This is a genomic window from Rhizobium mongolense USDA 1844 (genome assembly GCF_000419765.1).
In the GTDB taxonomy this organism is placed as follows: Bacteria; Pseudomonadota; Alphaproteobacteria; order Rhizobiales; family Rhizobiaceae; genus Rhizobium; species Rhizobium mongolense.
Genome location: NZ_ATTQ01000005.1, coordinates 232,269 through 252,377 on the forward strand (window position 1 = coordinate 232,269; position 20,109 = coordinate 252,377).

The 20,109-nt window shown below is 60.8% G+C and carries 16 protein-coding genes; 8 read left to right on the plus strand and 8 right to left on the minus strand.

Features of this window, described 5'->3' with window-relative positions:
• Window positions 1-80: 80 nt before the first annotated feature.
• Entirely contained in the window at window positions 81-2,120 is a 2,040-nt protein-coding gene (uvrC, locus tag A3C3_RS0111305) for an excinuclease ABC subunit UvrC (RefSeq protein WP_022714717.1), read from the minus strand.
• Window positions 2,117-2,884, minus strand: a complete 768-nt coding sequence (locus A3C3_RS0111310) for an SDR family oxidoreductase (RefSeq protein WP_022714718.1) — start codon at window positions 2,882-2,884, stop codon at window positions 2,117-2,119. The genes uvrC and A3C3_RS0111310 overlap by 4 nt, the downstream gene beginning before the upstream one ends.
• Window positions 2,885-3,250: 366 nt before the next feature.
• Between A3C3_RS0111310 and A3C3_RS0111315 the strand changes: the two genes are divergently transcribed.
• Entirely contained in the window at window positions 3,251-3,886 is a 636-nt protein-coding gene (locus tag A3C3_RS0111315) for an outer membrane protein (protein WP_022714719.1), read from the plus strand.
• Between the two features lie 52 nt (window positions 3,887-3,938).
• Here A3C3_RS0111315 and A3C3_RS0111320 read toward each other — a convergent pair whose 3' ends face one another.
• Window positions 3,939-4,535: a glutathione S-transferase gene (locus tag A3C3_RS0111320; RefSeq protein WP_022714720.1), complete on the minus strand. Its 597-nt coding sequence runs from the start codon at window positions 4,533-4,535 to the stop codon at window positions 3,939-3,941.
• 54 nt (window positions 4,536-4,589) lie between these two features.
• A complete protein-coding gene (locus A3C3_RS0111325; RefSeq protein ID WP_022714721.1) occupies window positions 4,590-5,459 on the minus strand; it encodes a 23S rRNA (adenine(2030)-N(6))-methyltransferase RlmJ in 870 nt (289 codons plus the stop codon).
• Window positions 5,460-5,542: 83 nt separating this feature from the next.
• Here A3C3_RS0111325 and A3C3_RS0111330 point away from each other — a divergent pair, with 83 nt between their 5' ends.
• The 3 genes from A3C3_RS0111330 (at window position 5,543) to A3C3_RS0111340 (ending at window position 9,717) form a co-directional block, all read left to right on the plus strand.
• Complete coding sequence (locus A3C3_RS0111330; RefSeq protein ID WP_022714722.1) at window positions 5,543-7,681, plus strand: molybdopterin-containing oxidoreductase family protein; 2,139 nt, start codon at window positions 5,543-5,545, stop codon at window positions 7,679-7,681.
• Window positions 7,678-8,271 (plus strand): NUDIX domain-containing protein, encoded by a 594-nt coding sequence (locus A3C3_RS0111335; RefSeq protein WP_022714723.1) that lies wholly within the window; start codon window positions 7,678-7,680, stop codon window positions 8,269-8,271. Before A3C3_RS0111330 ends, A3C3_RS0111335 begins: the two co-directional genes overlap by 4 nt.
• 282 nt (window positions 8,272-8,553) lie before the next feature.
• On the plus strand, window positions 8,554-9,717 hold the full coding sequence (locus tag A3C3_RS0111340) for an alpha-D-ribose 1-methylphosphonate 5-triphosphate diphosphatase (RefSeq protein ID WP_022714724.1): 1,164 nt from the start codon (window positions 8,554-8,556) through the stop codon (window positions 9,715-9,717).
• Between the two features lie 4 nt (window positions 9,718-9,721).
• Here A3C3_RS0111340 and purN read toward each other — a convergent pair whose 3' ends face one another.
• The gene (gene purN / locus A3C3_RS0111345) at window positions 9,722-10,384 is read right to left on the minus strand and encodes a phosphoribosylglycinamide formyltransferase (RefSeq protein ID WP_022714725.1); all 663 of its coding nucleotides are present in this window, start codon (window positions 10,382-10,384) and stop codon (window positions 9,722-9,724) included.
• Complete coding sequence (gene purM / locus A3C3_RS0111350) at window positions 10,381-11,454, minus strand: phosphoribosylformylglycinamidine cyclo-ligase (protein WP_022714726.1); 1,074 nt, start codon at window positions 11,452-11,454, stop codon at window positions 10,381-10,383. Before purM ends, purN begins: the two co-directional genes overlap by 4 nt.
• A 238-nt stretch (window positions 11,455-11,692) precedes the next feature.
• On the opposite strand from purM, the gene A3C3_RS0111355 reads away from it, so the two are divergent.
• The 4 genes from A3C3_RS0111355 (at window position 11,693) to ppx (ending at window position 17,315) form a co-directional block, all read left to right on the plus strand.
• Window positions 11,693-12,814 carry an AI-2E family transporter gene (locus A3C3_RS0111355; protein WP_022714727.1) on the plus strand — a complete coding sequence of 374 codons (1,122 nt, stop codon included), beginning with the start codon at window positions 11,693-11,695 and terminating at the stop codon, window positions 12,812-12,814.
• A complete protein-coding gene (gene hdaA, locus A3C3_RS0111360) occupies window positions 12,811-13,509 on the plus strand; it encodes a DnaA regulatory inactivator HdaA (RefSeq protein ID WP_022714728.1) in 699 nt (232 codons plus the stop codon). Before A3C3_RS0111355 ends, hdaA begins: the two co-directional genes overlap by 4 nt.
• Before the next feature lie 65 nt (window positions 13,510-13,574).
• Entirely contained in the window at window positions 13,575-15,779 is a 2,205-nt protein-coding gene (locus tag A3C3_RS0111365; protein ID WP_022714729.1) for an RNA degradosome polyphosphate kinase, read from the plus strand.
• Between the two features lie 12 nt (window positions 15,780-15,791).
• Window positions 15,792-17,315, plus strand: a complete 1,524-nt coding sequence (gene ppx, locus A3C3_RS0111370) for an exopolyphosphatase (protein WP_022714730.1) — start codon at window positions 15,792-15,794, stop codon at window positions 17,313-17,315.
• A 260-nt stretch (window positions 17,316-17,575) separates the two neighbouring features.
• Here ppx and A3C3_RS0111375 read toward each other — a convergent pair whose 3' ends face one another.
• Both A3C3_RS0111375 and A3C3_RS0111380 read right to left on the minus strand, forming a co-directional pair.
• Entirely contained in the window at window positions 17,576-18,934 is a 1,359-nt protein-coding gene (locus A3C3_RS0111375; RefSeq protein ID WP_022714731.1) for an esterase-like activity of phytase family protein, read from the minus strand.
• A 54-nt stretch (window positions 18,935-18,988) separates the two neighbouring features.
• Complete coding sequence (locus A3C3_RS0111380; RefSeq protein WP_022714732.1) at window positions 18,989-20,053, minus strand: adenylate/guanylate cyclase domain-containing protein; 1,065 nt, start codon at window positions 20,051-20,053, stop codon at window positions 18,989-18,991.
• Between the last annotated feature and the right edge of the window lie 56 nt (window positions 20,054-20,109).

Consider the following 20,109-nt stretch of genomic DNA (forward strand, 5'->3'; position numbering starts at 1 on the left):
GATGACGGGTTTGACCGCAGGCCGTCAACATTCTTTCTTTTTTTCTGCCGCCTTTGCGTGGAATTTGCGACCGTAGCCGCCTATTTCGCGGCATCGTCGTGAAAATGGTTATAGACCTGCTTTGCGACCGTTTCGGAAATGCCGTCGACTTCCATGAGATCGGAAAGCGCTGCTCGCGAAACGGCCTTTGCGGTGCCGAAATGCTGCAGCAGCGCCCGCTTGCGCGACGGGCCGATGCCGCCGATCTCGTCGAGCGGGTTCTTCACCATCTCCTTCTTGCGTCGCGCGCGATGAGAGCCGATGGCGAAACGGTGCGCTTCGTCCCGCATGCGCTGGATGAAATAGAGCACGGGATCGCGTGGCGGCAGTGTGAAGCTTTCGCGTCCCGGCGGGAAGAAACGCTCGCGCCCCGCATCGCGGTCGACGCCCTTGGCAACGCCGATGGCAATGACGCTGTCCGTGATGGCGAGTTCCTCGAGGATGGCGCGCACCGCCGTCATCTGACCCTGGCCACCGTCGATCAGGATCACGTCCGGCCAGGCAGGGAAAGGCAGATCGGCGGCCTCAGTGCTTAATACCGTCTGCGCCCGGTCCGGAATGCCTTCCTCCTTGATCAGCCGCGAGAAGCGCCGGGTCATCACCTCGCGCATCATGCCGAAGTCGTCTCCGGGCGTGATGTCGGTCGATTTGATGTTGAACTTGCGGTACTGGCTCTTCACGAAGCCTTCTGGCCCCGCCACGACCATGCCGCCCACCGCATTCGTGCCCATGATATGCGAGTTGTCGTAGATCTCGATCCGCTGCGGCGCATAGGGTAGACCGAATGTTTCCTTGAAGCCCTCGAGCAGGCGCGATTGCGAAGCGGTCTCGGCGAGCTTGCGGCCATGGGCCTCGCGGGCATTGGCAACGACATGGTCGACTAAATCGCGCTTTTCGCCGCGCTGCGGCACCAGGATCGAAACCTTGTGTCCGGTCTTTTCGCCGAGCGCTGCCGCTAGCAGCTCCATTTCCTCGACTGTTTCCGACAGCATGATCTGCTTCGGCACCGGCTTGTCGTCATAGAACTGCGCGAGGAAGGCATTCAGAACCTCGGCGCCCGAAAGCTGCGGGTCGGCCTTTGGGAAATAGGCGCGATTGCCCCAGTTCTGGCCGGTGCGAAAGAAGAAGACCTGGATGCAGGAAATCCCGCCCTCGTGGTGGATCGCGAAGACATCCGCCTCCTCGACGCCTGCCGGATTGATGCCCTGATGGCTCTGGACATGCGACAGCGCGGCGAGGCGATCGCGATAGATCGCCGCACGCTCGAAATCGAGGTCTTCGGCGGCGGCGTTCATTTCCTCCGCCATATGCGCCTTCACCTTCTGGCTTTTTCCGGAAAGGAAATCCTTCGCCTCCTGCACCAGTTGCGCATAGCCTTCGTCGCTGATCTCCCGGGTGCAGGGGCCAGAACAGCGTTTGATTTGATAGAGCAGGCAGGGGCGCGTGCGCGTCTCGAAAACGCTGTCAGTGCAGGTGCGGATCAGAAAGGCGCGCTGCAGCGAATTGATCGTGCGGCCGACTGCGCCGGCCGAAGCGAAGGGACCGAAATAATCGCCCTTGCGGGCGCGGGCGCCGCGATGCTTGAAGATCGACGGGGCGCGATGATCGCCGGTGATGAGGATATAGGGAAACGACTTGTCGTCGCGCAAAAGCACGTTAAAGCGCGGCCGCAAGCGCTTGATCAGATTCGCTTCCAGAAGCAGCGCCTCGGTCTCCGTGCGTGTCGTCACGAATTCCATATGCGAGGTCAGGCGGACCATCTGCGCGATGCGGTTGGAATGAACCCGGCCCGTCGCATAGTTGCCGACGCGCTTCTTGAGGCTGCGCGCCTTGCCGACATAGAGCACGTCGCCATCGGCATTGAACATGCGGTAGACGCCGGGGCTGTTCGGCAGCCGCTTGACGAATTCGCCGATCAGTTCGGCGCCGGCAAGCCCGCTCTCGTTGCCGCCGCCTTCATTCCAGTCGATCGCAGCCGGAAGCGGCGAGGCGGAAAGGTCGCTTTCCACCTCGACATCGTCTTCGTTTTCATCGGTTTCATCATAAAGAACACCGCCATCGGGCAGCTTCTTGGCATTCATTCCTTGATCTCCAGCACATCCGGCGTCTGCCACGCGAGATGCTGGCCGCCGTCGAGTGCAATCATCTGCCCCGTGATCGAAGGCGTCTCGAACAGAAAACGAATCGTTCGTCCGAATTCCTCCAACGCAGGTCCTTGCTTCAAGATAAGGGCTGCGACCTGCGCTTGGAAGTCTTCCTGCAACTGCCGTTCGCTTGGAATCGAGGGGCCAGGCCCGATGGCGTTGACCCGGATCTTCGGAGCAAGCGCCTGCGCCATCGTCTGCGTTGCGGTCCAAAGCGCCGACTTCGACAAGGTGTAGGAATAGAAGCTCGGCCGCAGCGCCCAGACGCGCTGGTCGATGACATTGACAATGAGGCCAGTGGACGTTTCCGGTAGCTGGGCGGCGAATTGGGCGGCGAGGATCGAAGGCGCCCGGACATGCACGGCGAAATGCTCGTCCCAGACACCTGCATCCATCTTTCGCACCGAATCTTCGCGGAAGATCGAGGCATTGTTGACGAGCAGATCGATGGGACCAAGCAGGTCTGCGGCCCTTTTTATCAGGGCTTCCGTCTCGTTTATTTTCGTGAGGTCGCCTTTCACTGCGACGGCGTATTTGCCTTCTTGCCGCAATTTCGCCGCAACCGCCTCCGCCTCGTCGATCGAGCTATTGGCATGAATGGCAACGGAAAAGCCGTTTCCCGCCAAATCCTCGACTATCGCCCGGCCTATTCTCTTCGCAGCCCCGGTTATGAGCGCGGCCTTAAGTCTTTTCTCGTTCAAAAGCGTGCCTTCTGGTCCCGCGAGTCTAAGTGCGTTTCTATATAGGGGCAGGCACAGACTATATAAATAGGGTGTCACGATTGCCTTTGTGGCAGACCTATTCTATGTATTATTTGAGAAATAAAGTTCTTAGAATAAGTATTGACAATTTAACCCATCGTTATGGTTAACAAATATTCTGTTGCTCTATAGCAACATCAAATTTCAGCCGCTTCCCTGCCTCAATCATTTCACAATTTGGCTCTCTCAAATCCGCAATTGCGCTCCACTTTCGACCTCGATCCGAGAGGGACATCTAGTAATTTCTCGCGAATGCTTCGGCGTAGGACAGTTACGAAGGGCGCGAGATCGAAAGGAGAAATGAGTATGCGTACATTTATTGCTAGTCTGATGGCATCCGCCTTCGTGATCGCCGGCTTTTCTGCCGCCAACGCCGCCGACGCAGTCGACCAGGTTCCGGAAGCTCCGGTAGCACAGGCCGAACCGGCCGCACCGGCAGGTAACTGGGAAGGCTTTTACCTCGGCGGCGCGGGCACCTATAACAAGGGCAACTTCGGTTCGGACCGTGACGGTTACGCGATGGGCGGCCAGCTCTACACGGGCTACAACTGGCAGAGCGGCCAGATCGTCTACGGTGTCGAAGCCGATCTCGGTTATTCCGGCCTCGACAGCACGTCTAACGGCATCACCAACAAGAACCGCTTCAACGGCTCCGTTCGCGGCCGTGTCGGTTACGACCTGAACCCGTTCCTGCTCTACGCGACGGCCGGTGCCGCTGCGGCGAACAACAAGGTCAGCGGCTTCGGTCAATCCGATACCAATACGGCCTTCGGTTACACCGTCGGTGCCGGTGCTGAAGCTATGGTGACGAACAACATCACGGCACGTGTCGAATATCGCTTCAGCGACTATCAGAACAAGGACTTCGATCTCGGCGCCACGAACGTATCCCGCGGCTATGACGAACACAGCGTCAAGGTCGGTATCGGCGTCAAGTTCTAAGTCTGCCGAACACACCTGTTGAAAGCCGGGCCTCGCGCCCGGCTTTTTTGTCTCAGCCGTGCGGCTTGAGTTCCTGATAGGCAGGAAATTTCTTCTCGAATTTGCGTGCCCAGTCGATCAGTTCCGGATGCTCGGCTTCCCACTGGCCCTTGAAGCGAAGTTCCAGATAGCCGATCGTCGCAGCAAGCGCGAAGTGAGCGCCATTCAGCCTCCGGCCGATCTTCGGTGGATGCGCGCTGATGTGGTTCAGGCCGCTGACGGCCTTCTTCCACTGCCGGTCGATCCAGGGCTGGTGCACCTTCTCCTCGTCGCGGAAGCGGCGCTCGTAAATGATCGCCAGCAGGCAGTCGCAGATGCCGTCGCAGAGTGCTTCCAGAATTTCAGCATCGGTTCGCTTGCCGTTCTTCGAAGGGTAGAGCTTCCTGTTCTTGAGCCGCCCGAAATAATGCATGATCGCCACGCTGTCGAAGACCGAAACCCCTTCGTCGGTCAGAAGCGTCGGGATTTTGCCGAGCGGGTTGTTGTCGACGAGGATCGCCGGGCCGGCATTGGTATCGACGCGGATTTCGGTGACGGCGAGTTCCAGATAATGCGCGGCCATCAGCACTTTGCTGGAATAGGGCGATGTCGGGGAGCAAAGCAGCTTCATGTTTCATCTCCAAAGCGGTTTCGGCGCGGACTATTTCGCACGTGCAGCAAGCGGTCAATCGGCGTTTCCGGTCCTGACTTCGCCACGCAGCCAGAAGGCGCGCTGTGATGCGAACCGATCTTGGGCGAGATGATCCTTGAGCGCCGGCAGCAGCGCGTGCAACTCGTCCTTCAGCGTGAAGGGCGGGTTGACGATGATGAGACCGGAGCCCGTCAACCCGGTAACGCCGCGGTCGCTGCGCACGCTGAGTTCAGCGCACAGCATCTTCGGAATTTGGGTCACCTGCAGCGCCTCGTGTAATTCCTTGATGGGAGCGCCCTTCTTCAGCGGATACCAGAGGCAATAGGTGCCGCCCGGAAACCGCCGGTAGGCCCTCGCCAGGCCGTCGACCAGACGCTCGTATTCGCCGTCCTCCTCGAACGGCGGATCGACAAGCACGATGCCGCGCTTTTCCTTCGGCGGCAGATGCGCGCCGAGCGCCAGCCAGCCGTCGAGCTCGGTGATGCGGGCATGGTGATCACCTTCGAACAGCCGGTGAAGGCGGATATAGTCCTCCGGATGCAGTTCCATCGCCGAAAGCCTGTCCTGGGGGCGAAAGAGCATGCGCGAAAGCTTCGGCGAACCGGGATAATAGCGCACACCGCCATCCGGGTTGAGTTCCCGGACCGCGGAAAGATAGGGCTCGACCAGTCCGGCCACCTGCGGCGCAAGATCGGCCTCCATGATCCTGCCGATCCCGTCCTGCCACTCGCCGGTCTTTTGCGCCTCTTCCGAGGAGAGGTCGTAAAGCCCGACGCCGGCATGGGTGTCGAGCACTCGGAAAGCGCCGTCCTTCTTCTGCAGATAGCGGATGAGACGTGCCAGAACGGCGTGCTTCAGCACATCGGCAAAATTGCCCGCGTGATAGATGTGGCGGTAGTTCATTTTCGCTGATGCCTGTTATGAATTCATGTCATAGCCGTCATTTCCGGCTTTTGGCGGATGACGGCTTGGAATATAGAAAAGCCATGAACATTGCGACCCCCATTCACGCCAAATCCGCCGATCCCGGCAAGAAGGTCGGGCACACCGCCTGTCCGCACGACTGTCCCTCCACCTGCGCGCTGGAAGTGGAGATCACGCAGGACGGACGCATCGGCCGTGTGCGCGGTGCCAACGACCACACTTATACGTCCGGCGTCATCTGCGCCAAGGTCGCGCGCTATGCCGAACGCCTCTACCATCCGGACCGGCTGATGCACCCTCTGCGCCGCATCGGCGCGAAAGGCGAGGGGCGCTGGCAGCAGATTTCCTGGGACGAGGCTCTGGACGAGATCGCCGAAGCCTTTATGAAGGCCGAAGGGAAGGATGGCAGCGAGGCGGTCTGGCCTTACTACTATGCCGGCACCATGGGCTGGGTGCAGCGCGACAGCATCGAGCGCCTGCGCCACGCCAAACGTTATTCCGGCTTCTTCTCGTCGATCTGTACCAACCCGGCCTGGACCGGCTTCACGATGGCGACGGGCACGCTCCGCGGCCCCGATCCGCGCGAGATGGGCCGCACCGATTGCGTCGTCATCTGGGGTACGAACGCGGTCGCGACGCAGGTCAATGTGATGACGCATGCGATCAAGTCGCGCAAGGAACGCGGCGCGAAGATCGTCGTCGTCGATATCTACGACAATCCGACGATGAAGCAGGCCGACATGGCGCTGATCGTCAAGCCTGGCACCGATGCGGCGCTCGCCTGCGCCGTCATGCACATCGCCTTCCGCGACGGCTACGCCGACCGGGCCTATCTGGCAAAATATGCCGACGATCCGGCAGGTCTTGAAGCGCACCTCAAGGCGAAGACGCCGGAATGGGCAGCCGCGATCACCGGTCTCTCGGTGGATGAGATCGAAACCTTCGCACAGCTCGTCGGCACGACGAAGAAAACCTATTTCCGCCTCGGATACGGTTTCACCCGCCAGCGCAACGGCGCGGTCGCCATGCATGCCGCAGCCTCGATCGCCACCGTGCTCGGCTCCTGGCAGTATGAGGGCGGCGGCGCCTTCCATTCGAACAGTGACATCTTCCGCATGAACAACGCGGAGCTGACCGGCAAATCGATGAAGGATCCGGATATCCGCATGCTCGACCAGTCGCAGATCGGCCGCGTGCTGACGGGCGATGCGGCATCACTGCGCCATCGCGGACCGGTCACCGCCATGCTGATTCAGAACACCAATCCGGTAAACATCGCGCCTGAGCAACGCCTGGTGAAGGGCGGCTTTGCGCGGGGCGATCTCTTCGTGGCCGTACACGAGCAGTTCATGACCGAGACGGCGGAAATGGCCGATATCGTCATTCCCGCCACGATGTTCGTCGAGCATGACGACATCTACCGCGCCGGCGGGCAGAACCATATCCTGCTCGGCCCGAAACTCGTCGAACCGCCGCCGACGGTGCGCACCAACCTCTTCGTCATCGAGGAGCTCGCAAAGCGCCTCGGCGTTGCGGATCAGCCAGGCTTCGGCTTTAGCGCCCGGGAAATGGTTGACCGCATTCTCGAAACAAGCGGCCTGCCGGACTACGACCACTTCCTCGAACATAAATGGTTCGACCGCCAGCCTGACTTCGAAGACGCGCATTTCCTCAACGGTTTCGCGCATCCGGACGGCAAGTTCCGCTTTCGGCCGGATTGGGCGAACCAGCCGGCGCCTAACCGTCCACCGGAATCCGTCGGCCTGCTCGGCCCGCATCCCGAGCTGCCGGCTTTTCCCGATCAGGTGGATGTCATCGAAGTGGCCGATGCCGAACATCCCTTCCGGCTGGCAACCTCGCCCGCGCGCAACTTCCTGAATTCCAGCTTTTCCGAAACAAAGACGTCGCGGCAGAAGGAGGGGCGTCCCGAACTGATGATCAATCCCCAGGATGCCGAGATAAACGGCATTGCCCACGGCGATCTCGTCCAGATCGGAAACCGGCGCGGCGAGGTGCGCCTGCACGCCCACGTCACGGCCGAGGTCAAGCCGGGCGTTCTGATCGCCGAAGGGTTGTGGCCAAACAAGGCGCATGTCGACGGCGAGGGTATCAATGTGCTTACCGGCGCAGACCCCGTCGCGCCCTATGGCGGTGCGGCGGTCCACGACAACAAAGTCTGGCTGCGCAAGGATGCCGCATGACGAAGTTCGCGAAGGCAAGGGCTAAGATCGTCGAGGAAACGACGCTTGCGGAAGGCTGGACGCGGCTGAGCGTTTATAAGCTCGATTACACGGATTCGAACGGCCTCACCCATCGCCTCCATCGCGAGGTCTATCACCGCACGCCGGCCGCAACGATCCTGCTCTACGATCCGAAACGCGGCTCCGTCGTCCTCGTCAAACAGTTCCGTCTGCCGCCCGATCTTCGGGGCGAGCCCGCCTTCATGATCGAAACGCCGGCCGGTCTTCTCGACGGCGAGGAGCCGGAAGCAGCGATCCGCCGCGAGGCGATGGAAGAGACGGGCTTCCGCGTCCGCGACGTCCGTTTCCTCTTCAAGGCCTACAGCTCGCCGGGTTCGAACAGCGAAGTCGTGCATTTCTTCGCCGCGCCGATCGATACGTCCGACCGCGTCTCGAACGGCGGCGGCCTGGACGAGGAGCATGAGGATATCGAAGTGCTGGACGTGCCGCTGGACACGGCAACCGCCATGATCGAAAGCGGCGATATCCGCGACATGAAGACGATTATCCTGCTGCAATGGGCGGCGATGAATAGGGGTAGCTTGATCTAATCGGCATTTTTTCCCAGGATCGTTGATCTTTCGGCAGTCGGCCGGTTGGAGCGATGACCCTCACCTGATACGCATTTCCAGAGTACGAGACTGATTGCCGTTTCCGCACGATGGGCAAAGAACGGCACGAGCAGGCCGGCATATTTTTCATGCAGCTTAGCAAGTATTGTGAAAGTGCTTTGGGTTGATCGTCGCAGCAGCACCAAAGTTCATATCGTTGTCACCAATCCCGCCTAAGCGCTGCGGTTTATCAAATTATAAAATGCCGTCAGGAGATTGCCCATGTGGCTCAGCAATTTCACGCTCGTCCTTCCCGAAGAGGTGGTGAGCCGGGGCGCAATCCGGATCGAGGACGGGGCGATTGCGGAGATACGGCCGGAGCCGGTCGGCAATGCCGCGATCGACGGCGGCGGGCGGTTGCTGATGCCGGGTTTCGTCGATCTGCATGGCGACATGATCGAGCGCGAGATCGCGCCGCGTCCGAACGCCATAATGCCGATTGATTTCGGCATCCATGAACTCGACAAGAAACTCGCGGCCGCCGGCGTGACGACGGCCTTTGCGGCGATTTCCTTTGCAACCGAGAGCGTCTACGGCCACGTCCGCTCACTCGAAACAACCGGTGCGATCATCGAGGGGATCAACCGGCTCAAGCACGATCTGCTGATCGACCATCGCGTTCATGCGCGCTATGAGATCACCAATTTGGGTGCCGCGCCCGCGCTCGAAAAGCTGCTTGAAGCCGGTCATATCGATATGGTGTCGCTGACCGACCATATACCGGGGCAGGGGCAGTACAACAACATCCAGAGCTACATATTGAGCATCGCCGAGCGCCGGGCGATCTCCGAGGAAATGGCAGCGGAAATAGTCGCAAAGCGCATTGCCATGCGCAACAATCCGGAGATCGAGGCAACGCTGAAGGAGATCGTCGCCCTCTCGCTCAAGTGGAAGCTGTCGCTTGCGTCCCACGATGACGATAGTGCTGAAAAGGTCGCCGAGATGCATGATCTCGGTGTGACGATCAGCGAGTTTCCGGTCACGCTACCAGCTGCCGTGGAGGCCCGCCGCCGTGGGCTTTGGACGCTTATGGGCGCGCCTAATGCGCTTCGCGGCCAGTCAATGTCCGGCAATCTGAGTGCGCTCGATGCCGCCAAGGCCGGGCTACTGACGGTGATCGCTGCCGATTATCACCCGGCAGCTTTCGTGCCCGGCATCTTCAAGATCGCCGAGTCCACCGCAATGCCGGCCGCGGTCGCCATGGCGACCAGGAATGCCGCCCGTTCCGCAGGTCTGACGGACCGAGGCGAGATCGCCGTCGGTCAGCGCGCCGATCTGGTCGTCGTCGAGCCGGGCGATGTGCACCGCATCCGCGCCACCTTCTGCGGCGGACGCTTCGTCTACAGCGACGGAACCTTGCATCAGCTACGGGCGCTCGTTGCCTGAAGGATCAGGCGATCAGGGAAATGATGTGATTGGCATTGGGGCGGGCGGATGTCTCTGCGCCAACCGCCCTGCCGCCTTCCATCCGCGCCTTGCCTTCTGCAAAGAGCCGCAGCGCTTGCGGATAGAGCTGATGCTCGACCGTGAGGACGCGCGCGGCGAGCGTCTCGGCGGTATCGCCGGACAGAACCGGTACGGCGGCCTGTCCGATCACCGGCCCCTCATCCATGCCTTCGGTCACGAAATGCACTGTGCACCCTGCGATTCGCATGCCGGCGTCGATGGCGCGCTGATGCGTGTGGAGGCCCGGGAAGAGCGGCAGAAGGGAAGGGTGGATGTTGATCATCCGGCCCTCGTAGCGTTGGATGAATTTCGCGCTCAGAAGCCGCATATAGCCCGCAAGGCAGAGAATATCCGGCGAGAGCCGGTCGAGCGCTTCAAAGATCGTCGCCTCGTGGGCTTCCTTACTGGCATAATCCTTGCGAACGAAAGCGAACGTGGAAATGCCTTCCGCGGCGGCTTTCGCAAGACCGCCCGCATCCGCGTTATCGGAAATCACGCCGACGATTTCAGCGGGAAAGTCCGGAGCTTTCGCTGCCGCGACGAGCGCCATCATGTTGGAGCCGCCGCCGGAAATGAAGACGACGACGCGTTTGCGCGGCATGGTCATAGAGCGAGCGTGCCCTTGTAAACCGTTCCCGGCGCACCTTCTGCGCGGGCGATCATCCGGCCGAGCGTGATGATCTTCTCGCCCTCCGATTCCAGGACGGCGGTCACCGCAACGGCATTTTCAGCCGAGACGACGGCGATCATGCCGACGCCGCAGTTGAAGGTGCGCAGCATTTCCTTCGCCTCGACGCCGCCCGTCTTGGCAAGCCAGGAGAACACCGGCGGAACCTTGACCGCGGCAAGATCGATCTCGGCGGCAAGATGCTTCGGCAGCACGCGCGGGATATTTTCGGGGAAGCCGCCGCCGGTAATGTGCGCCAGCGCCTTGACGGCGCTGGTTTCGCGGATCGCCTTCAGAAGCGGCTTCACATAGATGCGGGTCGGCGTCAGCAGCGCTTGGCCGAGAGCCGCGCCTTCAGCGAAAGGCGCCGGCGCCTCCCAGCCGAGCCCCGAAAGCTCAACGATCTTGCGCACCAGTGAAAAGCCGTTCGAGTGAACGCCGGAGGAGGCGAGGCCGAGGATGATATCGCCTTCGGCAATATCGCCTGCCGGGAGAAGCTGGCCGCGCTCGGCGGCACCAACGGCAAAGCCTGCAAGATCGTAATCGCCGGAAGAATACATGCCCGGCATTTCCGCCGTCTCGCCACCGATTAACGCACAGCCCGCCTTTCGGCAGCCGGCAGCAATACCGCCGACGATCGCCGCACCCTGATCCGGATCGAGCTTGCCGGTCGCGAAGTAGTCGAGGAAGAAGAGCGGCTCAGCACCTTGCACGACAAGATCGTTGACGCACATGGCAACGAGGTCGATGCCGACCGTTTCGTGATAATCCGCGTCGATGGCGATCTTCAGCTTGGTGCCGACGCCGTCATTGGCGGCGACGAGAACCGGATCGGTGAAGCCGGCAGCCTTGAGATCGAACAGGCCGCCGAAGCCTCCTATTTCGCCATCGGCACCAGGCCGCCTCGTGGAGCGTACGGCAGGCTTGATCTTCTCAACCAGAAGATTTCCGGCATCGATATCGACGCCTGCGTCGCTATAGGTCAGGCCGTTTCTTCCAGACTGGCTCATGCTGATCTCCGATGGCTGGTTCGGGCGGTATAATGGACCGCGTCACATGCGGGTCGCAATTGCATGAGAGTGCGCTTTATGCAAGGCGGCGATGGAGAAAAGCCCCAATTTCCCGCTCTTTCCATAGGGGAGGGTTGGATTTTCCGCCGCAGGGTTGACCATCTTCCGGCCTGCATCCTATGTGCTTCGAGTAGCGGCGCGAAAAGATTGCGTCACGGGCGGACGAACGGGGAAAGCGATGCCACATCAGGTCAGCGGAGCAAGTCTCAAACGGCAGGTTTTCTTCTGGCTGGGCGTGCTCGTCTTCTTCATCGTCTTTCTCTATATCTTCAGCTCCATCCTGCTGCCCTTTGTCGCCGGCATGGCGATCGCCTATTTCCTCGATCCCGTGGCCGACCGTCTGCAGCGTCTGGGGCTCAGCCGCCTGATGGCAACAATCGGCATCCTGGTCGCCTTCGTCATCATCTTCGCGCTGGCGCTGATGATCCTCATTCCAGTCTTGATCAATCAGTTCAACGATTTCGCCCAGCGGCTCCCCGGATATATCAGCCAGCTGCAGGCGTTCATCGCCAATGTGCAGGATTCCGTGCTGCCGGGTTGGATCAGGAACCAGCTCGGCACGATCAAGGACAATTTCTCCGGCATATTGTCGGAAGGCATGGGCTTCCTGACCGGCCTCTTTGGCCAGATCTGGAATTCCGGCAAGGCCATCGTCGACGTCATCTCGCTGCTGGTCGTGACGCCGGTCGTTGCTTTTTACATCCTACTCGACTGGGACCGCATGATTTCCAAGGTCGATCAGTGGATTCCGCGCGATTATGTCAGCGACGTTCGCCAGATCGCTCATGAGATCGATCAGGCGATCGCCGGCTTCATTCGCGGGCAGGGCTCACTCTGCCTGATCCTCGGAATCTTCTACGCCGTAGGTCTGTCGCTCGTCGGCTTGAACTTCGGCCTGCTCATCGGCCTCTTTGCCGGCATGATAAGCTTCATCCCCTATGTCGGCTCGCTGGTCGGACTGGTCCTTGCGGTCGGCGTGGCGCTCGTTCAGTTCTGGCCGGATTATCTCTGGGTCGGCGCCGTGCTCGTTGTCTTCTTCAGCGGCCAGTTCCTGGAAGGCAATATCCTGCAGCCGAAACTCGTCGGCCACAGCGTCGGACTTCACCCGGTCTGGCTGATGTTCGCGCTCTTTGCGTTCGGCGCGCTCTTCGGCTTCGTCGGCCTGCTCGTTGCCGTGCCGGCCGCTGCCGCCGTCGGCGTCCTTGTCCGCTTTGCGCTCTCGCGCTACCTTCAGAGCGATCTTTATGCGGGCCGTTCGCAACCTGCCGAGGCCCGGAAGACAAAAGCCGATTCCAAATGAACGACGTGAAGCGCAAGGCGGGGGAACAGCTCCCGCTGGTCTTTTCCCATGATGCGGCAAGCGGCCGAGACGACCTGTTGGTCTCCGACCGGCTGAGCGCTGCGGTGACCATCATCGACGCCTGGCCGCAATGGCCGTCGCCGGTCGTCATTCTGGCCGGGCCGGTCGGTTCCGGAAAGTCGCATCTTGCAAGCATCTGGAAAGAGCATAGCGGTGCCGCCAGCATCCATCCTAAGCGGGGCTCGGATGCCGCCGTCACTGCGGCAACCGGGCCTGTCCTTTTCGAGGATGTCGACCGCCTCGGCTTCGATGACACCGAACTCTTTCACGTCATCAACAGCGTGCGCGAAAACGGCAACAGCCTGTTGATGACGAGCCGCCTGTGGCCGATGTCGTGGCCGGTGGAGCTCCCGGACCTGCGCTCGAGGCTCAAGGCTGCGACCGTCGTCGAAATCGGCGAGCCGGACGAGGAATTGCTGTCGCAGGTCATCGTCAAGCTCTTCTCCGACCGGCAGCTTAATATAGATGACAAACTTGTTCTTTATGTCGTGAACCGGATGGAGCGGTCGCTGAACGCGGCCCAGACGATCGTCGAAAGGCTCGACCGGCTGGCCCTTGCGCGGGGCACGAAAATCACCCGGTCTCTTGCTGCCGAAGTGTTGAATGAATTAGGTAATTCGGCGTCTTCCGATTGACTGTCACAGTTCCGTCGTGAAACTGATATACTGCGCATGGACGAGTGAAACGGGGTGATCGGAACATGGACAGTGCGGTAGCAGAGCATCAGGAACCGATTGCGCAAACAGCGGCAGCAGTCCCGCCGCTGGAAGACCTGCTAACTAGTCCCGAACGTTTCATCAACCGTGAATTTTCCTGGCTGCAGTTCAACCGTCGCGTTCTCGAGGAAACGCTGAACACTGAGCACCCGCTGCTCGAGCGCGTCCGGTTCCTGTCGATTTCAGCGGCCAATCTCGACGAATTCTTCATGGTGCGCGTCGCTGGCCTCGAAGGCCAGGTACGCCAGAACATCGTGGTTCGCACGCCGGACGGGAAGACGCCCGCCGAACAGCTCGATGCAATCCTGCAGGAGATCGACAATCTGCAGATGGAGCAGCAGGCTTCGCTCGCCGTCCTGCAGCAGTATCTCGCGAAGGAAGACATTCTGTTCGTCCGTCCCGGCGCTCTCAGCGACGCCGACCGACAGTGGCTGGCGGCAGAATTCGAGCAGGCGATCTTTCCGGTTCTGACGCCGCTGTCGATCGACCCGGCTCACCCGTTCCCGTTCATCCCGAACCTCGGTTTCTCGATCGGCCTGCAGCTTACCAGCAAGCACGGGCGCGAGCCGATGACGGCGCTGCTTCGCCTGCCGCCTGCGCTCGATCGCTTCGTGCGCTTGCCCGATGACGCCGGTACGATCCGCTATATCACGCTGGAGGATGTCGCGAACATCTTCATTCACCGGCTCTATCCCGGTTACGAGGTGCAGGGCTCCGGTACATTCCGCCTCATCCGCGACAGCGATATCGAAGTGGAGGAAGAAGCCGAAGACCTCGTGCGCTTCTTTGAAACCGCCCTGAAGCGCCGCCGCCGCGGCAAGGTGATCCGCATCGAGACGGATTCCGAGATGCCGGCATCGCTCCGCCAGTTCGTGGTGCAGGCGTTGAATGTTCCAGACAATCGTGTCGCCGTTTTGCCGGGCCTGCTTGCGCTCAATACGGTCTCCGAGATCACCAAGGCGCCGCGCGACGACCTTCGGTTTCAGCCCTACAATGCGCGATTTCCCGAACGCGTTCGCGAGCATGCCGGAGACTGCTTCGCGGCCATTCGCGAAAAGGACATGGTGGTTCATCACCCCTACGAGTCTTTCGACGTGGTGGTCCAGTTTCTTCTCCAGGCTGCGCGCGATCCTGACGTTCTGGCGATAAAGCAGACCCTTTACCGCACCTCGAACGACAGCCCGATCGTCCGGGCTCTCATCGATGCTGCCGAAGCTGGTAAGTCGGTGACTGCCCTCGTCGAGCTCAAGGCCCGTTTCGACGAAGAGGCGAATATCCGTTGGGCACGCGACCTCGAACGCGCCGGCGTGCAGGTCGTCTTCGGCTTCATCGAGCTCAAGACACACGCAAAGATGTCGTTGGTCGTTCGCCGCGAGGAAGGCAGACTCCGCAGCTACTGCCACCTCGGCACCGGCAACTACCATCCGGTCACCGCGAAGATCTATACCGACCTCTCGTTCTTCACCTGCAATCAGGTGATTGCCCACGATATGGCGAACATCTTCAACTTCATCACCGGCTACGGCGAGCCGGAGGAGAGCATGAAGCTCGCCGTCTCGCCTTATACGCTGCGCTCGCGCATCCTCCGTCACATCGAGGAGGAGATCAAACATGCCAAGAACGGTGCGCCGGCAGCGATCTGGATGAAGATGAACTCGCTCGTCGATCCGGAAATTATCGACGCGCTCTATACGGCAAGCCGGGCAGGCGTTGAAATCGACCTGGTCATTCGCGGTATCTGCTGCCTGCGCCCGCAGGTGCCGGGCCTCTCCGACAATATTCGCGTCAAGTCGATCGTCGGCCGCTTCCTGGAGCACAGCCGCATCTTCTGCTTCGGCAATGGACACGGCCTGCCGTCCGACAAGGCGCTCGTCTATATCGGCTCCGCCGACATGATGCCCAGAAACCTCGATCGCCGCGTCGAGACGCTCGTCCCGCTCATCAATCCGACTGTGCACGAGCAGGTTTTGTCACAGATCATGCTAGGCAATATCATTGACAATCAGCAGAGCTACGAGATATTGCCCGACGGCACGTCTCGGCGCATGGAAGTGCGCAAAGGCGAAGAGCCGTTCAATGCGCAGCAGTATTTCATGACCAATCCCAGCCTTTCCGGCCGTGGTGAGGCCCTGAAATCCAGTGCGCCCAAGCTGATTGCCGGCCTGCTTTCCGGCTGGACCAAGAGATAAAACTGGACCTGCATGGTTGAATCAGAAGCCCAGGGGCGCCTGCCAGGGATTGCCCCGGTCTCCGTCGTCGATATCGGCTCGAATTCGATCCGAGTGGTCATCTACGAAGGCATGTCCCGGTCGCCGGCGATCCTTTTCAACGAAAAGGTGCTCTGCGGCCTCGGTAAGGGCATCGCGCTGAACGGCAGGATGGATGAGGAAAGCGTCGCCCGCGCGCTGGCCGCCCTGCATCGGTTCAAGGCCCTTTCCGACCAGGCTCGCGCGGCGACGATGTATGTGCTGGCGACGGCTGCCGCGCGCGAAGCCTCCAACGGGCCTGATTTCATCCACCAGGCCGAAACGATCCTCCGGCGCAAGATTCGCGTGCTTTCCGGCGAGGAGGAGGCGAAGTTCTCCGCGCTCGGCGTCATCAGCGGCTTCTTCCATCCGGACGGCATCGCGGGCGACCTCGGCGGCGGCTCGCTGGAACTCATCGACATCAAGGAGCGCGAGATCGGCAGGGGGATCACCCTGCCGCTCGGAGGGCTTCGCCTTTCGGAATATGCCGGCGGTTCCCTCGCGAGAGCCCGCACTTTCGCTCGCAAGCATGTTCGAAGCGCCACGAAAATCCTGGAAAAGGGGGCCGGGCGGACCTTCTACGCGGTTGGTGGCACCTGGCGTAACATCGCCAAGCTGCACATGGAACTTACCCAATATCCGCTTCACATGATGCAGGGGTACGAGGTTTCTCTCGAAGGGATGATGCAGTTCCTCGATCAGGTGGAAGTAGCCAGGGATTCCAAGGATCCGGCCTTCCAGGCGGTCTCGAAGCATCGCCGTGCGCTGCTGCCCTTCGGCGCCGTTGCCATGAAGGAAGTGTTGAGCGCGATGAATCCCGGCGTCATTTCCTTCTCGGCGCAGGGCGTCCGCGAAGGCTATCTCTACTCGCTGCTGTCGGAGGGCGAGCGCCGCGCCGATCCGCTGCTTTCGGCGGCCGGCGAGCTTGCCATCCTGCGCGCGCGTTCCCCTGAGCATGCGCGCGAGCTTGCGGCATGGACCGGCTACATGATGCCGTATTTCGGCGTTGTGGAAACGGAAGAGGAAGCGCGCTACCGCCAGGCGGCGTGCCTGCTCGCCGACATCAGCTGGCGCGCGCATCCGGACTATCGCGGCCTGCAGGCGCTGAACCTGATTGCCCATTCATCCTTCGTCGGCATCAGCCATCCCGGCCGGGCCTTCATCGCGCTCGCCAATTACTACCGCTTCGAAGGCCTGAATGACGACGGCTCGACGGCACCGCTTGCCACGATCGCCGGCCCGCAATATGTCGAACGCGCCAAGCTGCTCGGCGGCATGCTGCGCGTCGTTTATCTCTTCTCGGCCTCCATGCCGGGCCTGGTGAAGAACCTGACGTTCCGCAAGTCCTCCAATCCAAGCATCGACCTCGAATTCGTCGTGCCATCGGAATATCGCGACTTCGCCGGAGAACGCCTCGACGGCCGCCTGCAGCAGCTCTCGCGGCTGACGAACAGACGGCTGGCGTTCAGGTTCGAATAGGGGGCATTCGTGGATTTTGTTCTGCGGTGAAGCGCTTCTGGGCGCCGTCATTCCTGTGCGTCACAAGAATTCACGACGCGTCTGCGCCGTGAATGACTCTCCCGCGCCTCAAGGCCTTGGGCGCACCTCATTCCTGTGGCAGGCACAGGAATGAGGCGGGAGAACGAGGAAACGGTCTGCCCGAGCAACGCCTCATCCGCAGTCAGCCGCAAGGGAAGATGGCACTCACGCGCCACCTCCATCCCAAAGAGCGTCTCTATCTATTTCGCACTCAAAAAATCACCCACTTCCAGCAGGCTGAACTCGTTGTCATCTGCCTTGTCGACGGCACGGCCGGCGGAGAAGGGTAGGTTGTTGTCGTTGCCGACGATGATGTGCGTGGCATCGACGCGGTCGACATTCTCGATCGTCACGAAGGGCATGTCGTAGAAGCCTTCGCGGCCGCCCCGCTTCTTCTTGTTGTCCGGGTCTTCGATATGCATCAGGTCGATGTAGCCGATCTTGCGCACGGCCTTGCCGGCGTTGGCATCGTCGAGCTCGATTTTGTAGATGCGCTTGAACTCCGCCGGGGCTTGGAAGCAGTCCGGCTTGGGCTCCTTGGGATCGGCACAGACCTTGTCCTTCGTACCGGCGCCGTTGTCGCGCTCGATGACGAGGGCGGTCGTGTCGTCCAGCATGTTGAAGTCGCCGATTGCGGCACCCTTGTCCTCGAATGGATAGAACCAGCTGCGGCCCGTCCATTTCTTGGAGGCGACGTCGAACTCGATGAGGCGGATGGCGGTGTGGCCGTCAACGGATTCCATCTTGCCGTCATCCTGGTAGAGCGCGCCTTCCAGAAGGCCGTAAAGCTTGGTTCCGTCCTTCGCCATGGCAAGGCCTTCGAAGCCGCCGGAGCGCTTCAGGTTGAAGGCAGGCATCTTGGCGGCCGGATTTGCCGGAACCGAGAGCAGCGGGTTGTCGGGCGACATCACCAGCTTGCCATCGGCCGTGGTGGCGATCACGTCGGTCAACCGGCCTTCGGTATCGAATTTCAAAAGATAGGGACCGAACTCATCGCCGAGCCAGAAACCGTCGGCGACCGGCTGGATGGATTCGATGTCGAAATCCCCGCCGGTCAGATAGCGTTTCTCGGCACCTTCGAGAGTAATCGGGAAGGGCGCGATCTTGTTCGGATCGGAGAGGAAGATGTTCTTGACGACGTCGGCCTTGCCGGTCGTCCAGTCGAGTTTCATCTGGTGCAGGAAGAGCATGGCGTCGCTGGAGTTGCCCTTGGAGCCAAAACCGTTGTCGGAGAGCGTCCAGAACGTGCCGTCTTCCATCGTCTTGATGCCGGAAAAGCCTTGGACAGGCTGGCCGTCGAGCGGCAGCTTGATGTCGGTGACGCGCTGTCCGTCCTTGCCGGGAACGGAGCCGAGCGCTTCGGTGCGCTTGCGATCCGGAGTGGTGAACTTGCCGGCGTGCTTCAGGAATTCGGGCGCGTCGGCGGGTGCCGGAACCAGCGTGTTGGCAGGCAGGATCGCCTGGCCGGCGAGCTTGGCCGGAAAAGCCCGCTGGTCGGCAAAAGCGGAGGCGGTGATGAGGAAGAAGAGGGAGACGGAACTGAAAAGCGCAGCTTTCATGGAAACCTCCAGTAGATGAAATGGCGGTTTCGCTTAGCAGTCCATTGATGGCGCCTAATTGAAGGTTGAATGAAGCTTTGGTGACGCTGCCGATGTGGGCAGGGCTTGTGCCAGCGTCATGACGCCGAGTCCCTGGCCGCGGCCCTTGAGCGCGTGAACACCCAGGTCCTGCGCGCTGATCCTTTCAGGCAGCGTCAGGCGTCGGGCAAGCTCGCTCGAGATCAGCACCGGCCGGTTCAGCGTCTTGCAAAGGGACTCAAGCCTTGAAGTTGTATTCACGGTGTCGCCGAAGTAGGTGATCTTGTGGTGATCGACGCCGATTTCCGCTGTGATGACGAAGCCGCCATGAAGTGCTGCGCGCAGGCGGGGCACCTGCCCATATTGCTTCAGCCAGCTTTCCGCATCGGCTTCGATGTCGTTCAGGATGTCGAAGATGCAGCGCACGCAGCGGCCATCCTTCAGCCCGCGCGCGAGCGGCCAGGTTATGATCGCGGAATCGCCGACGTAATCATCAATCGCCCCTTTGTTCCGCCGCACCGGTTCGGCAAAAGCGGCAAACAGCGAGTTCAGCAATTGCTGCGCTCGAAGATCTCCGTGCTTTTCGGCAAAAGGGGTCGAATCGACGAGGTCGATAAAGAGGAAGATGCGCTCCTCCTGGACGGGGGTCCGGTAGCGGCCGGAAAACATGCTGAGAAAAACGTCGCGGCCGAGCAGTTCGCGCACGCGCAACACGAAGATGACGACGGCGCAGACCCCAAGCGCATACATGAAGACGTTGAACGGCATCACCAGGATGTTCAAGAGCGACTCAGGCTTGATCAGCCCGACCGCCGACAGCAGCGAGGCGGCCAGCGCATAGCCGATGTTCATGAGGGCTTCATAAATCAGCAAGGCTGAAATGATGAACGCCGCCGTCGGAAGTTTCTGGAGCCGCCGGTAGAGCGGGCGCAGGAAGGCTCTCCGCTCGAAGGCCAAAATCGGCATGCCGATAAAGACCGCAAAGACCGCGCCGATGATGACCGGTTCGTCGGGATAGACCACCAGGCTATAGGCTACGCCGCTTGCAGCCATCACGGCCGTTAAGAGAAGCCAGTTCTGCGCTGGAGAAATCTCATTCATGACATCTGCCCTGTGTTGGCACCCGCGCGCATTTTTCCACGCGAGACGCTTCGGTC

Excerpts from the sequence above, each read along its gene's own strand:
- A3C3_RS0111315 (WP_022714719.1), top strand. The coding sequence starts at position 3,251 with ATGCGTACATTTATTGCTAGTCTGATGGCATCCGCCTTCGTGATCGCC.
- A3C3_RS0111365 (WP_022714729.1), top strand. The coding sequence starts at position 13,575 with ATGGACAGTGCGGTAGCAGAGCATCAGGAACCGATTGCGCAAACAGCG.
- A3C3_RS0111320 (WP_022714720.1), bottom strand. The coding sequence starts at position 4,535 with ATGAAGCTGCTTTGCTCCCCGACATCGCCCTATTCCAGCAAAGTGCTG.
- uvrC (WP_022714717.1), bottom strand. The coding sequence starts at position 2,120 with ATGAATGCCAAGAAGCTGCCCGATGGCGGTGTTCTTTATGATGAAACC.
- A3C3_RS0111335 (WP_022714723.1), top strand. The coding sequence starts at position 7,678 with ATGACGAAGTTCGCGAAGGCAAGGGCTAAGATCGTCGAGGAAACGACG.
- purM (WP_022714726.1), bottom strand. The coding sequence starts at position 11,454 with ATGAGCCAGTCTGGAAGAAACGGCCTGACCTATAGCGACGCAGGCGTC.
- purN (WP_022714725.1), bottom strand. The coding sequence starts at position 10,384 with ATGACCATGCCGCGCAAACGCGTCGTCGTCTTCATTTCCGGCGGCGGC.
- A3C3_RS0111330 (WP_022714722.1), top strand. The coding sequence starts at position 5,543 with ATGAACATTGCGACCCCCATTCACGCCAAATCCGCCGATCCCGGCAAG.
- A3C3_RS0111355 (WP_022714727.1), top strand. The coding sequence starts at position 11,693 with ATGCCACATCAGGTCAGCGGAGCAAGTCTCAAACGGCAGGTTTTCTTC.
- ppx (WP_022714730.1), top strand. The coding sequence starts at position 15,792 with ATGGTTGAATCAGAAGCCCAGGGGCGCCTGCCAGGGATTGCCCCGGTC.
- hdaA (WP_022714728.1), top strand. The coding sequence starts at position 12,811 with ATGAACGACGTGAAGCGCAAGGCGGGGGAACAGCTCCCGCTGGTCTTT.
- A3C3_RS0111340 (WP_022714724.1), top strand. The coding sequence starts at position 8,554 with ATGTGGCTCAGCAATTTCACGCTCGTCCTTCCCGAAGAGGTGGTGAGC.
- A3C3_RS0111380 (WP_022714732.1), bottom strand. The coding sequence starts at position 20,053 with ATGAATGAGATTTCTCCAGCGCAGAACTGGCTTCTCTTAACGGCCGTG.
- A3C3_RS0111325 (WP_022714721.1), bottom strand. The coding sequence starts at position 5,459 with ATGAACTACCGCCACATCTATCACGCGGGCAATTTTGCCGATGTGCTG.
- A3C3_RS0111375 (WP_022714731.1), bottom strand. The coding sequence starts at position 18,934 with ATGAAAGCTGCGCTTTTCAGTTCCGTCTCCCTCTTCTTCCTCATCACC.